This is a genomic window from Psychroflexus sp. MBR-150, assembly GCF_053628795.1.
Map to the genome: position 1 here is coordinate 39,806 of NZ_JBRJHB010000001.1, position 15,838 is coordinate 55,643.

Annotated in this window: 15 protein-coding genes; 11 read left to right on the forward strand and 4 right to left on the reverse strand. The window is 32.3% G+C overall.

The features are described 5' to 3' along the window. Nucleotides 1–14 precede the first annotated feature (14 nt). From ACSSV5_RS00165 to ACSSV5_RS00180, 4 genes are all read right to left on the reverse strand, one after another. Nucleotides 15–962, reverse strand: a complete 948-nt coding sequence (locus tag ACSSV5_RS00165) for an SPFH domain-containing protein (RefSeq protein ID WP_454244296.1) — start codon at nt 960–962, stop codon at nt 15–17. Between the two features lie 414 nt (nt 963–1,376). Continuing rightward, nucleotides 1,377–2,525 (reverse strand): sensor histidine kinase, encoded by a 1,149-nt coding sequence (locus ACSSV5_RS00170; RefSeq protein WP_454244297.1) that lies wholly within the window; start codon nt 2,523–2,525, stop codon nt 1,377–1,379. Next, complete coding sequence (locus tag ACSSV5_RS00175) at nt 2,526–3,086, reverse strand: cob(I)yrinic acid a,c-diamide adenosyltransferase (protein WP_211064986.1); 561 nt, start codon at nt 3,084–3,086, stop codon at nt 2,526–2,528. It lies immediately after the preceding gene. Nucleotides 3,087–3,409: 323 nt separating this feature from the next. Then, nucleotides 3,410–3,988 carry a DUF3109 family protein gene (locus ACSSV5_RS00180; protein ID WP_454244298.1) on the reverse strand — a complete coding sequence of 193 codons (579 nt, stop codon included), beginning with the start codon at nt 3,986–3,988 and terminating at the stop codon, nt 3,410–3,412. A 109-nt stretch (nt 3,989–4,097) separates the two neighbouring features. Between ACSSV5_RS00180 and ACSSV5_RS00185 the strand changes: the two genes are divergently transcribed. The 11 genes from ACSSV5_RS00185 to ACSSV5_RS00235 all read left to right on the forward strand — a co-directional run bounded on the left by ACSSV5_RS00185 (nt 4,098) and on the right by ACSSV5_RS00235 (nt 15,836). Then, a complete protein-coding gene (locus tag ACSSV5_RS00185) occupies nt 4,098–4,670 on the forward strand; it encodes a MarC family protein (protein ID WP_454244299.1) in 573 nt (190 codons plus the stop codon). Between the two features lie 483 nt (nt 4,671–5,153). Continuing rightward, nucleotides 5,154–6,104, forward strand: a complete 951-nt coding sequence (locus tag ACSSV5_RS00190; protein ID WP_454244300.1) for an aldo/keto reductase — start codon at nt 5,154–5,156, stop codon at nt 6,102–6,104. A 140-nt stretch (nt 6,105–6,244) separates the two neighbouring features. Continuing rightward, nucleotides 6,245–7,171 (forward strand): PfkB family carbohydrate kinase, encoded by a 927-nt coding sequence (locus tag ACSSV5_RS00195; protein WP_454244301.1) that lies wholly within the window; start codon nt 6,245–6,247, stop codon nt 7,169–7,171. A 35-nt stretch (nt 7,172–7,206) separates the two neighbouring features. Further along, complete coding sequence (locus ACSSV5_RS00200; RefSeq protein ID WP_454244302.1) at nt 7,207–9,108, forward strand: amidophosphoribosyltransferase; 1,902 nt, start codon at nt 7,207–7,209, stop codon at nt 9,106–9,108. A gap of 82 nt (nt 9,109–9,190) precedes the next feature. Next, nucleotides 9,191–10,180 (forward strand): hypothetical protein, encoded by a 990-nt coding sequence (locus ACSSV5_RS00205; protein ID WP_454244303.1) that lies wholly within the window; start codon nt 9,191–9,193, stop codon nt 10,178–10,180. 28 nt (nt 10,181–10,208) lie between these two features. Then, nucleotides 10,209–11,216 (forward strand): UDP-N-acetylglucosamine 4,6-dehydratase (inverting), encoded by a 1,008-nt coding sequence (gene pseB, locus ACSSV5_RS00210; protein WP_454244304.1) that lies wholly within the window; start codon nt 10,209–10,211, stop codon nt 11,214–11,216. A 27-nt stretch (nt 11,217–11,243) separates the two neighbouring features. After that, nucleotides 11,244–12,410, forward strand: coding sequence for a UDP-4-amino-4,6-dideoxy-N-acetyl-beta-L-altrosamine transaminase (pseC, locus tag ACSSV5_RS00215; RefSeq protein ID WP_454244305.1), 1,167 nt, complete (start codon nt 11,244–11,246; stop codon nt 12,408–12,410). Next, nucleotides 12,407–13,246, forward strand: a complete 840-nt coding sequence (locus ACSSV5_RS00220; protein ID WP_211064994.1) for an aldo/keto reductase — start codon at nt 12,407–12,409, stop codon at nt 13,244–13,246. The genes pseC and ACSSV5_RS00220 overlap by 4 nt, the downstream gene beginning before the upstream one ends. Before the next feature lies 1 nt (nt 13,247). Next, nucleotides 13,248–14,021, forward strand: a complete 774-nt coding sequence (locus ACSSV5_RS00225; RefSeq protein WP_454244306.1) for an SDR family oxidoreductase — start codon at nt 13,248–13,250, stop codon at nt 14,019–14,021. Further along, nucleotides 14,002–14,841: a cytidylyltransferase domain-containing protein gene (locus ACSSV5_RS00230; protein ID WP_454244307.1), complete on the forward strand. Its 840-nt coding sequence runs from the start codon at nt 14,002–14,004 to the stop codon at nt 14,839–14,841. The genes ACSSV5_RS00225 and ACSSV5_RS00230 overlap by 20 nt, the downstream gene beginning before the upstream one ends. Further along, nucleotides 14,838–15,836, forward strand: coding sequence for a GNAT family N-acetyltransferase (locus tag ACSSV5_RS00235; protein ID WP_454244308.1), 999 nt, complete (start codon nt 14,838–14,840; stop codon nt 15,834–15,836). Before ACSSV5_RS00230 ends, ACSSV5_RS00235 begins: the two co-directional genes overlap by 4 nt. Nucleotides 15,837–15,838: the final 2 nt, after the last annotated feature.

Genomic DNA, 15,838 nt, shown 5'->3' on the forward strand with positions numbered 1-15,838 from the left:
AAACATTTTATTTTTTATTTTTTATCGGGTTGTTTACCCAAACCTTTTTCTTTATTTCTCTTTTTCATTTGCTCGCCAAGTTGACTTGATGCTGTAAAAGAAGCAATCATATTGTTGAGCATTTCGCTGCCAGCTTGAGGTGAGTTTGGCAATAAAATCAAATTGGTGTCTGTTTCTTCTCCAATAGATTGCAAGGTGTCGTAGTGTTGTGTTACTACAATAAGTGCGGATGCTTCTTGAGAATTAATACCCACATTGTTAAGCACATCAACACTTTCTTCAAGACCACGTGCTATTTCTCTTCTTTGGTCAGCTATTCCTTGACCTTGAAGGCGTTTACTTTCGGCTTCGGCTCTTGCTTTAGCAACAATTTTGATACGTTCAGCTTCGGCTTCAAACTCAGCAGCAACTTTTTCTCGCTCTGAAGCGTTAATACGATTCATAGCCTGTTTAACTTGTTCATCAGGGTCAATATCTGTAACGAGGGTTTTGATGATATCATAACCATAATCTAGCATGGCTTCGTTCAGTTCGCCTTTTACAGCAATGGCAATATCATCTTTGCGTTCAAAAACTTCATCTAACTTCATCTTTGGCACCTCAGCCCTTACAACATCAAATACATAAGAGGTGATTTGTGCTCGTGGGCTTTCTAGTTTATAAAATGCATCATAAACTTTGTCTTTCATCACTTTGTATTGTACGGAGACTTTTAGTTTTACAAATACATCGTCTTTGGTTTTGGTTTCAACTAAAACATCTAATTGTTGAACTTTTAGATTTATACGCCCAACAACTGAATCAACCAAAGGTATTTTTAATTGTAAACCCGAACTTCTTACACTATTAAATTTTCCAAGTCGTTCTACTATTCCAGAGGTTTGCTGTTTAACAATAAAAAAGGTTTTAAAAAGCAAAAAAACAACAAAAATGAGAAGTATGTAATCTGTGATAAAATTCATAACTAAAGATATATATGATAAATATAGAACATTTTTTTTATTCATTAATTAATATCACATGATTTAATCGATATTTTTTTTTAAATCTAAATTTGTTATAAATTTTGCAAACACAATAGGAAGAAAGAGAAAATACATCCTATAGATTAACGTGGGTTCGATTTATTGAAATCTGTAAATCAGATAATTACATCTTTTTGTAAGCAAATTTTGTCATTTCGAACGAAGAATCATGAGTAATCTCATCCACCTGAGATGTCTCGTCGCTCATGCTTCGCTCTATCGACATGACAAATGATCAAATATCTGTATTTTATATGAATATATTTTATTGGAATTTATATCGAACTCACGTTAGATGAGTAAAATAAAAATATTAGTTTAAAATATCTCTTTTTTAAAAGTTATTGGGTATTATCTAAATGATTGCTTTTTTAACTTAATTTCAAAAGTTGTTCCTTTTCCTAATTCGCTAAAAAGGACTTTAATTTTTCCGTTATGATAGTCTTCTATAATCCGTTTGGCTAAAGAAAGTCCTAAACCCCAACCTCGTTTTTTTGTTGTGAAGCCTGGTTTAAAAATAGTTTTAAAATGATTTAGAGATATTCCTTTTCCAGAGTCTTTGACTAAAATTCTAACCCAATTTCCACTTCTTACGATTTCAATTTTTAATTCACCTTTGCCTTTCATCGCATCGATGGCATTTTTAACTAAATTTTCAATTGTCCAGCTGTAGAGAGGCTTGTTGAGCATAACATAAGTAGGCTCTTTGGGCATATCAATTGAGAAAGTTATCAGGTTAGAAGAACGATTTTTTAGATAATCAAAAGTGCTTTGTGTAACTTCAATAATATCTGTTTTTTCTAAATTTACTTTTGATCCAACTTTTGAAAAGCGCTCGGCAATTGTTTGCAAACGATCAATATCTTTTTTGATTTCAATGATATAGTCTTGATTTAGGTTTTCTGATTTTAAAATTTCAAGCCAACCTACCAAAGATGAAAGCGGTGTTCCGATTTGATGTGCGGTTTCTTTTGCCATTCCTGCCCAGAGCTTGTTTTTTTCACTTTCTTTAGATGTGGTATAAAAAAAGTAGAGCAAACCGATAAACAATAAAATGATTACCAATAAAATTAGAGGATAATATTTAATTTTTGTGAGCAATTCAGAGTTTCCATAATATAAAATTTGGTTTTGATCGCCAAGGTTTATTTCTAAAGGAGCATTGTCATCTTTTATATTTTCTAAATAATTGTAGAGTTTTATAGAATCTTTTTCAATCTCCTGAGGTAAATTAACTTTAAAAACAATTTCCCCTTTGTCATTCACAATAACTCCTGGAATATTGGAGTTGCTATTTTGAATTTTTCTTACCAATTCTCGATAATTAGACACATCGTCTGCATCAATGGCTTTGATGGCTTCAGAAAGAATTTCCATTTTAAGTCGCTCGTCAGCTTTAATGCGTTCGTAAAATAGAAATATACTCCATGTCGTTAAACCAACTATGATTAGTGAAGCTATCGCGATAAAAACCCTTAAATTTTTAGTGTTTTTGATCATCTAATCGATTTTGGGTATCCATTTCACTTCTTTAGCATTGGTCTTTTTACCCCAATAACGAGATAATACAAACAAAAAATCAGATAAACGATTGACATATTTCAAAACATTGGTATCTACTGTTTCTTCTTGAGCAAGTGCTGTTATGCGGCGTTCGGCTCTTCTGCACACACATCGGGCTACGTGACAAAACGAAACCACAGGATGACCACCAGGAAGCAAAAAATGGGTCATTTTAGGAAGTTGCTCATTCATTACATCCATAGCTTTTTCTAATTCTTCTATGTCTGTGTCATGAATTTTAGGAATTTTTATTTTTCTGTTTTTTATTTTTTCAGTTTCAGTAGCCAAAATTGAACCGATGTTGAAAAGCCTATCTTGCACTTTATTAATCAAATCTAAGTTTTCCCCACTTGGTGCATGGTCTTTAACGACTCCAATGTAGGAATTTAGTTCATCTATGCTTCCATAACTCTCTATGCGTAGGTCGTGTTTAGCAACTCTTCTCCCGCTAAAAAGTGATGTTTTGCCTTTATCTCCTGTTTTGGTGTAAATTTTCATTTGAAATTCATGTTTTATAAAAAATATTAGACAAAGGTAAATAAATCTATTTGATGCTTATTTGGGCATTTTTTTTAAGTGCATTAATAACCAAAATATTAGCCCACCAATTTTTAATAATCATTGATGTAAATCACTCATATCTCAACACATCTGTATTAATTTCTGCAATTTGTTGATCATTTTTTTTGATGAATACGTTTCATAGAGTTTTCTGCTCTTAATGTGTGATTTATATTTTGTGTATTTAGTTTTAGAGAGCAAGATAACTGTTTTATTTTCAAAATCTGAGAAGTCAACTTTTTAAAACATAAGGCTATCAGCTATAAATTTTCATCCTTATAAAGCTGAGCTATTTTCTCGAGTTCATCATACCAATCTTGACCAAATTTTTTAATTAAAGCCTCTTTAGTAAACTGATATATTGGTGCTTGTAGCTCTTTACCCAAAGCACATGCTGGCGAACAAATGTCCCAACGGTGATAATTAACCGCTTGAAATTTTGAGAGTTTTTGAACTCTTACGGGATATAATTCACAAGAAATAGGTTTTTTAAAATCAATTTTACCCTCGCGATAGGCTTTTTCAATACCGCATAAGGCTATGCCTTTTTCGTTAAAAGTAACATAAGCACATTCTTTACCGTTGACTAATGGGGTTTCGAGACCTTCAAACTCTGAAACTACAAAAGTGCCTTGTTCTTCAATAGCTTTTTGACCTTCGGGTCTTAAACCTGATTTAATTTTGGGGTAGATTTTTTCTAAAGTTTCTTTTTCGTGATTTTCAATCGGTGCACCAGCATCTCCAGCCACACAACATTCGCCTTTACAAGCTGAAAGGTTGCAGGTAAAATCTTCATCTAAAATCTCTTCAGAAACGAGTGTATCTTGTATTTGAAACATCCTGCAAAGATAGTAAAACACTTAACGAATATTTAATTATTTATTTTACTAAAAGATGATTGTCAAAATAAAAAATCAAATTACTTTTGTCGGCTAAATTTTTTGAAATATGACTTTAGATTTTAAACAAATTATTACAGCTGGTATGATTTTATTTGCTGTCATCGATATTTTGGGCAGCATTCCTATCATCATTGATTTGAGAAAAAAAGTAGGTCACATTCAGAGCGAAAAAGCCTCAATTGTTGCGGCTATTTTGATGGTGGTTTTTTTGTTTGTTGGAGAAGAAATTTTAAAACTTATAGGCATAGACGTCAACTCGTTTGCTGTAGCTGGTGCTTTTATTATTTTCTTTTTAGCTATTGAAATGATTTTAGGGATTCAATTATATAAAGATGATGCACCAGAAACCGCAGCCATTGTGCCTTTGGCTTTCCCTCTTATTGCGGGTGCAGGAACTATGACCACGCTTTTATCTTTAAAATCTGAGTATGATACTATCAATATTATTGTGGCTATTATCATTAATATTATCGTGGTTTATGCAGTGTTAAAATCGTCAAAAAAATTAGAACGTGTTTTGGGTAATCAAGGTATTACTGTAATCAGAAAGATTTTTGGCGTGATTTTATTGGCTATTGCTGTCAAACTTTTTGCGACCAATGTGACTAATATCCTGTAAGTTAATCTAAAGATTTTTGTAAGCTTAGCCGTGTTGATGTCTTGATATTTCTAAAACAAATCCATTTCTAACGCTCTTATTTTGTTTGAATGAAAACTACATCAAACTAAGTTTATACTTAGCTTTTGCTTAACCTCTAACCTTAGGGATGTTATTCAAATAAAACCCTTTTTTCTCTGTTAATCCCATATTTTAAAAGGCAAATCTACGGCAAATTCACCCATAGGTTGAAGCAAATCTGTTGCAGATTTTGTCATAATAAGTTCTAAGTTCGATGAATCTAAAATGAGGCTCTTTAATTGAATTTCTGATAAGAATTTTGTATCGATAATGAATTTTTAGAAATCAAAATGCTTGTTTTATACCAATTTTGATTAATAAAAAGATGAAGGTGTTCGCCTCAATAAAAAGTTCTTAAAGCTTTTTTAAATCAACCAACATTTCATAAAATTCTCATACCTTTATTGAAAAACTAAATAACCTATGAAAACACTAAGATTTAATAACGGAGACGAGCTTGACGCTATAGGATTAGGCACTTGGAAATCAGAACCTGACAAAGTTCAAGAAGCTGTAATTTCAGCCCTTAAAACAGGTTATAAACACATAGACTGTGCTGCCGTTTATGGCAATGAAGCAGAAATTGGACATGCACTACAAGAAGCCTTTCAAAAAAATATAATTGCTCGCAAAAACCTTTGGATAACTTCAAAATTATGGAACAATGCTCATAAAGCAGAAGATGTTATTCCAGCACTCAAACAAACCTTGACAGACCTACAATTGGATTATTTAGATTTATACCTTATCCATTGGCCTGTAGCATTTAGACCTGATTTAAAAGGTTCTCCAGAAAAGGATGAAGATTTTCTTTCATTAGAAGAAGCTCCCATTATAGAAACTTGGGAAGCTATGCTCGAAGCCAAATCTCAAGGCCTTGTTAAACACCTTGGTGTTGCAAATTTTAGTGTAAAAAAACTTAAAGATTTAATAGCTAAAACAGATGATCCACCAGAGATGAACCAAGTTGAACTCCACCCTTTTTTACATCAAGACGAATTATTAAAATTCTGCCACTCCAACAATATTCACCTCACAGCTTATTCGCCCTTGGGAAGCGGCGATCGTTCTTCTGAAATGAAAGCCGATGATGAACCATCTTTACTTGACAATGAGGTTATAAAATCTTTGGCTCAACAACACGAGGTAACTCCAGCTCAAATTTTAATTGCATTTCACTTGCACCGCCATACGGCTGTTATTCCAAAATCTACTAATTCTAAAAGAATAAAAGAAAACCTAGACAGTGCAAACGTCGTTTTAACAGAAGAAGATATGGCACAACTCAAGTCACTTGATAGGCATTATCGCTATGTCAAGGGCAAGTTTTTTAAAACCTCAAACGGGATGTATTCTAATATTTATGATGAGTAGATATATTTTAAACTTACTAAAAAAGTAACACCATACCAGATGGAATGAATCATTGGTTTAAGTCAGGTTCAACATTGTTTAATCATTAAATTTATAAGCGTTTTCAAGCTTGAAAGCCTATATTTGCAAAAAAATAATTTATGAGTAAATTGCTTTGTGTTGGAACCGTAGCTTTTGACAAAATAGAAACCCCTTTTGGTAAAACCGATAAAATTCTCGGTGGTGCCGCCACTTATATTGCTTTATCTGCTTCTAATTTTGATAATATAGATATTGGTATCGTTTCAGTAATTGGAGAAGATTTCCCTCAAGATTATATTGATGTTTTTAAAGATAGACATATCAATATTGAAGGTTTAAAAGTTGTGAAAGGCGGTAAAACCTTTTTTTGGAGTGGTGAATATCACAACGATATGAATACTCGAGACACTTTAGACACACAGCTCAACGTGCTCGAAAATTTTAATCCCGTAGTGCCTGAATCGTATCTCAATGCTGAAATTGTGATGTTAGGCAATCTGCATCCAGCTGTGCAAATGAGCGTGATTGAACAAGTCAACAACCCAAAACTGATTATTCTGGATACCATGAATTTTTGGATGGATTCTGAGCTTGAATTGTTGATGAAAGTTATTTCTAAAGTAGATGTAATTACCATAAATGATGAAGAAGCCCGACAACTTTCGGGCGAATATTCGTTAGTAAAAGCAGCTCGTAAAATAAGAGATATGGGACCAGATTATGTGGTCATTAAAAAAGGAGAACACGGCGCTTTGTTGTTTTATAAAGACGAAATGTTTTTTGCACCAGCATTACCACTTGAAGAAGTCTTTGACCCAACTGGTGCTGGCGACACTTTTGCTGGCGGATTTGCAGGATATATCACTCAAAGTAAAGATATCTCTTTTAAAAATATGAAAAGAGCTATTATTCACGGCTCTAATTTAGCATCTTTTTGTGTTGAAAAATTTGGCACCGAAAAAATGCTTCAGCTCAAAGATGAGGAATTGAAACAAAGATTATCTAACTTTGAATCTCTAACTCAATTTGAAATCAATTTAACTTAAACACTTATGGTTTTGATGACGCCATTTTATACTCTATGAGTGAATTGATAAAACACGAATGTGGTATTGCGCAAATTCGTTTGCTCAAACCTTTGTCTTACTACAAAGAAAAATACGGCACACCTTTTTATGGCATTAACAAGCTCTACTTAATGCTTGAAAAACAGCACAATCGCGGCCAAGATGGTGCAGGTTTTGCCAGTGTTAAATTAGACATGAAACCTGGTTATCGATATATCAGTCGGTATCGCTCAAATGCGGCACAACCCATACAAGATGTTTTTGAAACCATAAACAATCGGATTAATACTGAGGTTGCCAATAACCCAGAACTCCTTAATGATTTAACTAAGCTAAAACAAGAAGTCCCTTATGTTGGTGAACTGATGCTCGGTCATGTACGCTATGGCACTTATGGAAAAAACAGCATTGAAAGCGTTCATCCGTTTTTAAGACAAAACAACTGGATGCATAGAAATTTGATTTTGGCAGGAAATTTTAATATGACTAATGTTTCTGAATTGTTTGATAACTTAGTCAAACTTGGTCAGCATCCTAAAGAAAAAGCCGATACCATTACAGTCATGGAAAAAATCGGTCATTTCTTAGATTCAGAAGTCAGAAAACTATACAAAAAACTCAAAGCCGAAGGTTATAACAAACAAGAAGCCTCGCCACATATCATTGATAAGATCAAAATTTCTAAAATATTAAAAAAATCTTCAAAAGATTGGGACGGTGGCTATGTCATGGCAGGACTTTTAGGTCACGGCGATGCTTTTGTACTGAGAGATCCAAATGGCATCAGACCAGCCTATTATTATCACGATGATGAGGTGGTGGTTGTGGCTTCTGAACGCCCTGTGATTCAAACCGCTTTTAATGTGCCATTTGAAAAAGTAACAGAGCTTGAACCAGGAAAAGCCTTAATTACCAAACGCAATGGTCGAGTGGTCAAAAAACAAATCATTGAACCTTTAGAAAAAAAATCTTGTTCCTTTGAACGCATTTATTTTTCAAGAGGTAGCGATGCTGAAATTTATAAGGAAAGAAAAAAGTTGGGCCGTTTGCTTATGCCAGAAGTGCTTAAAGCCATCGATTTTGATACAGAAAACTCTGTGTTTTCTTATATTCCAAATACCGCTGAGACTTCTTTTTACGGGATGGTTGAAGCCGCACAAGATGAACTCAACCGCCAAAAAAATCAAAAAATTCTTCAAGAAAAAGAACACTTAACCGACGAACGTTTACACGAGATTTTATCTCAAAAATTACGCACCGAAAAAATAGCCATTAAAGACGCTAAGCTACGCACCTTTATCACAGAAGACTCTAGCCGAGACGATTTAGTAGCTCACGTTTACGATGTGACTTACGGCATTGTCAAGCCAAACGATAATTTGGTGGTGATAGATGATAGCATTGTAAGAGGAACAACGCTTAAAATGAGTATCATTAAAATGCTTGACCGCCTCGGTCCAAAACAAATTGTGATTGTCTCCTCAGCCCCACAAATTCGATATCCTGATTGCTATGGCATTGATATGGCAAGATTAGAAGATTTTGTGGCCTTTAGAGCAGCCTTAGCATTACATAAAGACCACGGCACTTATGACGAAACTGTCAAAAAAGTTTACGAAAAATGCAAATCTCAAGATGAGTTGAGTAAAACCGCTGTTGACAATTATGTTAAAGCCATTTATGCTCCTTTTTCAGATGAGCAAATTTCTGATAAAATTGCGGAGCTCTTAAGCGATGAAACCACACAGGCTAAAGTAAAAGTGATTTACCAAAGCGTTGACAATTTACACTTAGCTTGCCCTGAGCATAAGGGCGATTGGTATTTTACAGGGAATTACCCAACCGTTGGTGGTAGTAAGATTGTCAATAAAGCCTTTATCAATTTTGTAGAAGGCAATAAAAAACGCGCCTATTAGACGCAACGCTTTATCAAGTATTTCATCTTTCTTAAGATACTAATTTGTATATATTTGCCGTTAGTTTAATAAACTTCCCATTATGAGCGAACATTCTACTAAACCCTCGACTGTTGATGATGAAATTGATTTGGGTGTGGTTTTTGGAGAGATTAAACGTTTGTTTATTTCTTTTTTAAAGGTTATCCTTAGCATTTTCTTCTTTTTATATAAGCACAAATTTGTATTAATTATATTGTTGGTTGTAGGTGTAGTTGCTGGTTATTTTTTGGACAAGGTCTTAAAAACTAACTACAGAACAGACTTGACAGTCGTTACAAATTACAGCAGTACAGATTATTTGTACAATAAAATAGATGCTCTTGAAGCTAAAATAAAACAAAAAGATACCGTTTATCTTGAACAGGTTTTTGGTTCAAAATACGACCTTGTCAAAGACATAGAAATTGAACCCATACTCGATATTTATAAATTTATATCTGAGTCTGAAGAAAATAAAGAAATTTTTAAGCTTTTGTTAGACGAACAAGATGATGTAGATAAATTTTTAGAAAGCCCTGTAAATAGTTACAATTATCCTTTTCATAGAGTGAAACTTATTATTAAAGGACAAAATCATCACAAAACTATAACCAATCAGTTATTATCACATATAAATGCAAATGAATATTTTACTGGGATTAAAGATATTTTAATAGAAAACTATAAGCAACAACTTATCCAGAATAAGGAAATCATAAATCAAATTGATAATATCATAGAATCTGTGATTAAAGAACAAAATAGCTCCAAAGAAAACCTTAAAGTTTCAATCAACGAAAATCAAGTGATAGATAATATTCTTCAAAAAAAGAAAGATCTATTAAAAAACGATGGGTTTCTTAGATCCCAAATTCAAAATCAACAAGAAATTATAAAAAAAATAGATTCAAACTATGCATTAGAATATAATGAGAAAATCACTGATAAAGACAAAAAATATCTGTTGCCATTATTTTTGATAAGTCTTTATTTGCTATTTTATCTATTCAAATACGTAATTTCAAAATCCAAAAGATTTTATACTCCTTAATTCACACATTTTAAAATGAAAATCCATAATGAATTTAAAAGATAAATCAGTCTTAATCACTGGCGGTACTGGATCTTTAGGAAAAGCTTTGACAAAATATATCCTCGATAATCACAAAGACATAAAGAAGCTTATTATATTTTCTAGAGACGAACAAAAACAGTTTTTGATGGCTCAAGAATTTCCTTCAAATCAATTTCCTCAAATGCGTTTTTTAATTGGCGATGTAAGAGACAGAGAACGTTTAAAAAGAGCATTTAAAGACGTAGATTATGTTATACATGCTGCTGCTATGAAGCATGTGCATCTGGCTGAATACAACCCTGATGAGTGTATTAAGACAAATATTGGTGGAGCAGAAAACGTAATTCACGCAGCCTTAGAAACTGATGTAAAAAGAGTTGTCGCATTATCTACAGATAAAGCTTGTGCACCAATAAATCTTTACGGTGCCACAAAACTAACTTCAGACAAACTCTTTGTCGCAGCCAATAACATCACGGGTTGGAACCCTATAAAATTTTCAGTTGTTAGATACGGAAATGTGATGGGAAGCAACGGCTCTGTTATCCCATTTTTTCTTAAGAAAAGAAAAGATGGTATATTGCCCATTACAGATCCAAATATGACGCGTTTTAACATCTCTATCCTTGATGGTGTTAAAATGGTGATGCATGCTTTAGAAAAAGCTTGGGGAGGTGAAATATTTATTCCAAAAATACCATCATATAAGATAATGGACGTAGCCAAAGCCATTGGTCCTGATTGCGATTATCCTATTGTTGGTATTAGACCAGGAGAGAAAATACACGAAGAAATGATTACATCTTCAGACTCTTATTTTACCTATGATTTGGGTAAATATTATGTTATACTTCCTCCAAAATCAAAATGGAAAATAGAAGAGTTTATTAACACTTTCAACGCCAAAAAAGTGCCTGAAGGCTTTAATTACAATTCTTATGAAAACACAGAATGGGAAACAGTAGAAAATTTGAGAAACCTTATTAAATCAAACAAAATAAAAGCTTGTTAAGCTAAATTTTGAAAACTATCTTTTATATTGAAAAATTTAAAAAACAAAACAATCCCTTATGGTCGTCAAAACATAACAGACGAAGATATCAATGCAGTTGTTGAGATATTAAAGTCAGATTATTTAACGCAAGGACCAAAAATTCAAGAGTTTGAAAATGCTTTTGCTAATTATGTAGGCTCTCAATATGCCGTAGCGGTATCAAACGGAACAGCAGCACTACACTTAAATAGCATTGCACTAGGAGTAAAACCTGGAGATAAAGTGATTACAACTCCTATTACATTTGTAGCATCAGCCAATTGTGTAAGATATTGTGGTGGCGAGATCATCTTTGCAGATATAGACCCTAAAACTTATCTACTTGACATTAATGCGGTTAGGAAAATACTTGAAGCCGATACTAAAAAAGAGATAAAAGGTATTATACCCGTTGATTTTGCTGGGCGAGCAGTCGATTTAGAAGCTTTTAGGCAATTGGCTGATGAATTTGATTGTTGGATAATAGAAGACTCTTGCCATTCACCAGGCGGATTTTTTATTGATAGTCAAGGTGAAAAGCAACATTGTGGTAATGGTAAATTTGCTGATTTAGCTATTTTTTCATTTCATCCCGTAAAACATATTGCAGCAGGCGAAGGTGGAATGATTACCACAAATAATGAAGATTTATATAAGCATTTAATCAATTTAAGAACTCACGGCATTCAACAAGATTTTTCTAAGCGAATTTTTGATGATTCTTTATGGTACTATGAAATGCAAGAATTAGGGTACAATTATAGATTAACAGATATCCAGTCTGCACTTGGATATAGCCAACTCAAAAGAGCAGATCAAGGCTTAGCTAAAAGACGTGAATTAGCTAAAACTTATCAAAAAGCTTTTATTAATAAAACCTATATCAAAGGTCAATCTGGAGTGGTTGAAGGTCACGCTTATCATTTATATATAATAGAAGTTGAGAAAAGAAAAGAGCTGCATAAATACTTAAGAGATCAAAATATTTTTGCTCAAATCCACTATATTCCATGCCATTTGATGCCTTATTACAGAGACCTAGGTTGGAGTGAAGGCGATTTGCCTATGGCTGAAAACTATTATAAGCATTGTATAAGTTTACCGATGTTCCCTACATTGACAACAGAAGAGCAAACATTTGTCATTGAAACTATTGAAAGCTTTTTTAAATGAATAAACATGAAAAAATAGCAATAGGAACTGTTCAGTTTGGAATTGACTATGGTATTTCAAATAATAACGGAAAAACACCTTTTGAAGAAGTTTCAAAAATTCTTAATTTAGCTCATCAAGAAGGAATTAATACACTCGATACTGCTTTTGGTTATGGTGAGTCTGAATCTGTATTAGGTAAGCTAAACCAGAATAGATTTAAAATCATAACTAAATTTCTTCCTGAGAAACAAGGCGGTAAAATTCAACACCAGTTTGATACATCCTTAAAACAACTGAAATTAGATAATATTTATGGTTATTTAGCTCATAGACCACTTGATGTTATAGAGAATAATGACATTTGGTATTATTTATTACACCTAAAAAAAACCAAGAAGGTTGAAAAAATAGGCTTTTCATTTAATGAACCAGAAGAATATTTTCTTTTAAAAGAAAAAGAAATTATGCCTGATTTAGTTCAAGTTCCTTTCAATTATTTTGATAATAGATTTAAAGAGGTTATGGAAGATTTAAAAAAGAATGACTGCGAAATCCATACAAGGTCTACTTTTTTACAAGGTCTTTTTTTTATGAATCCAAGGGATTTATCTCATCATTTTTCAGATGCTATACCTTTTATTTCAAAACTACAAGAACAGTTTCAATCCAATCTTGCAGGAGCTTTATTAAAATATGTACTCTCATTCGATTTAATTGACAAAGTTATACTAGGTGTGCAAAACAGTCAGCAACTTTTACATAATATAGAATCATTAGAAAGTGCTAAAGAACTTAAACATTTTTCAGTAAAAATAAGCGATTCAATATTACAGCCATCCAAATGGAAATTTTGATATGATTTACACCTTCGATTTAACAGAAAAAGTTGTGCTCATAACAGGGGGTTATGGTCATTTAGGAAAAGCTATTACAAATAGTCTTCTTTATCATAACGCAATAGTTATTGTTTTAGGCAGGAGTGCTGAAAAATTTGAAAATGCTTTTTCTGATAATAAAAACCTGTATTTTGTCCATTGTGATATATCTTCTACCGAATCTATAAAAAAAGCATTTACGCACGTTTTTGATCAATTTAATCGTCTCGATGTATTGATAAATAATGCTTTATATAGTAAAGGTCAATCCCCTGAAAACATGACCGATGAGGAATGGAAATATGGTATAGATGGATCTTTAAATAGTGTTTTTAGATCTATTAGAGAAGTCATTCCATTTATGAAAAAACAGAAGTATGGAAAAATTATAAATGTGTCTTCCATGTATGGTATGACAGCTCCGCAGTTTGAAGTTTACGATGGTTTTCCACAATTCCTTAATCCTCCTCATTATGGAGCTGCAAAAGCTGGGATTATTCAGCTCACTAAATATTATGCATCTTACTTAGGAAATTTAGGACTACTCGTAAATTCTGTAACTCCAGGGCCTTTTCCTTCAAAAAATGTACAAAAGAGTGAAAAGTTCATAAATGATTTAGCAAAAAAAACGTGTTTGAATCGTGTAGGAAAACCAGAAGATTTAGCTGGCACTTTTGTGTTCTTGTCATCAGATGCTTCAGATTTTATAACAGGTCAAAATATAATTGTAGATGGTGGCTGGACAGCAAAATAAAATAGTAGTTATTATACAGGCTAGAATGAAATCTACCCGTCTGCCAGGAAAGATTTTGATGCCAATGCCTATAACTGGTGAAGATTCTATATTAGAATGTATTATCAATCAATTGAAAGAGTCTCAATTTGAAGTAGATATATTTATAGCTACTTCTGTAAATCCAGAGAACGATGAACTTGAAATTATAGCAAAAAAGAATTCTGTTAAAATATTTAGAGGTTCTGAAAATGATGTTTTAAGTAGATTTATTAATATTTTAGAATCCAAAGATTATGATACAGCTGTAAGAGTTACAGCAGACAATCCTATACTTGATTATAAGATTTTAGATAATGCTATTGAGGAACATTTAAGTTCTAAGACTGATTATTCCATTACAAAGGGATTGCCATTAGGGATGAATTTTGAATTATTTAAATCTCGATCTTTACTCAAATTAAAAAAATTGAAGTTAACTACACAGGACAAAGAGCATGTGACCCTCAAGCTTCGACAAGACAATTCATTTAAAATTAACGAAATTAAGTTCGTTTGTTTTGAAAATGAATCTTTAAGGCTTACGGTAGATTATCCAGAAGATTATTTAGTAATATCAACTATCTATCAGATTGCTTTACATCATAAACTTAATGTAGGTTTAGATCTTATTAAATTTATTGAAAAAGAATATCCCTGGTTACTGAAGATTAACGCTAAAAAAACACAAAAAAAAGTTTATAATGATTTAGATGAAGAATTAAAAGATGTAATTCCAATTTTAAGTGATTTAAATTTTAAAAAAACGGCGAGTCTTTTAAAAAAAGGTAATTTAAAATGAAATATCAGCAATTAAATCAGCAAGAATTTTCAAATGGTGAGTTTAAACTTATCCCTATCCGTTTTGAAGACCGTTATAAAATTATGCAATGGCGCAATGAACAAATGTATCACCTTCGACAAGCCGAACCTTTAACCAAGGAAAAACAGGATGCTTATTTTAAAAATGTAGTCGCAAAATTATTTAACCAAGACCAACCTGACCAAATTCTATTTTCATATTTAGAAAACGACAAATGCATCGGTTACGGCGGATTGGTTCATATCAATTGGATTGATGAAAATGCAGAGATTTCATTTATTATGGCCACTGAACTTGAAGAAGAACATTTTCACTTTCATTGGAAAACCTATTTAGAACTAATTGAACAAGTGGCTTTTAAAGATTTAGGGTTGCATAAGGTTTATACTTACGCTTTTGATATTAGACCACATCTTTATGAAGCCATTGAAGCTTTAAAATTTAAGAAAGAAGCTGTATTTGTAAATCATAGCAGGTTTGGTAATAAGTTTGTAGATGTTGTTATACATTCTAAATTTAATCCTTACTTTTTAAGAGAAATAATACAAGAAGACGTCAAGGTAATTTATAATTGGGTAAATGATTCTACTACTAGACAGAATTCTTTCAATTCTAATGAGATTAATTTTGAAGACCATATAAATTGGTTTAAATCCAGATTGAACAATCCCAATTCAGATTATTATATGTGTTATTATAAAGAGATTAAATCAGGAATTATAAGGTTTGATATTGAAGATAATACCTCTACAATAGGAATCAACATCTCACCTAAGCAGAGAGGTAAGGGTTTATCTAGTGTATTTTTGAACTTATCTATAAAATCTCATTTAAAAAAGCATAGTAACCAGACTATTCTAGCTTATATAAAACCTGAAAATGAAGCTTCAATAAGAACTTTTAAAAAAGCAGGGTTTAGTTTTTTTACTGAAAAAGAAGTCAATAACAAAGCAGCCTTATTATTTAAATATTAGTG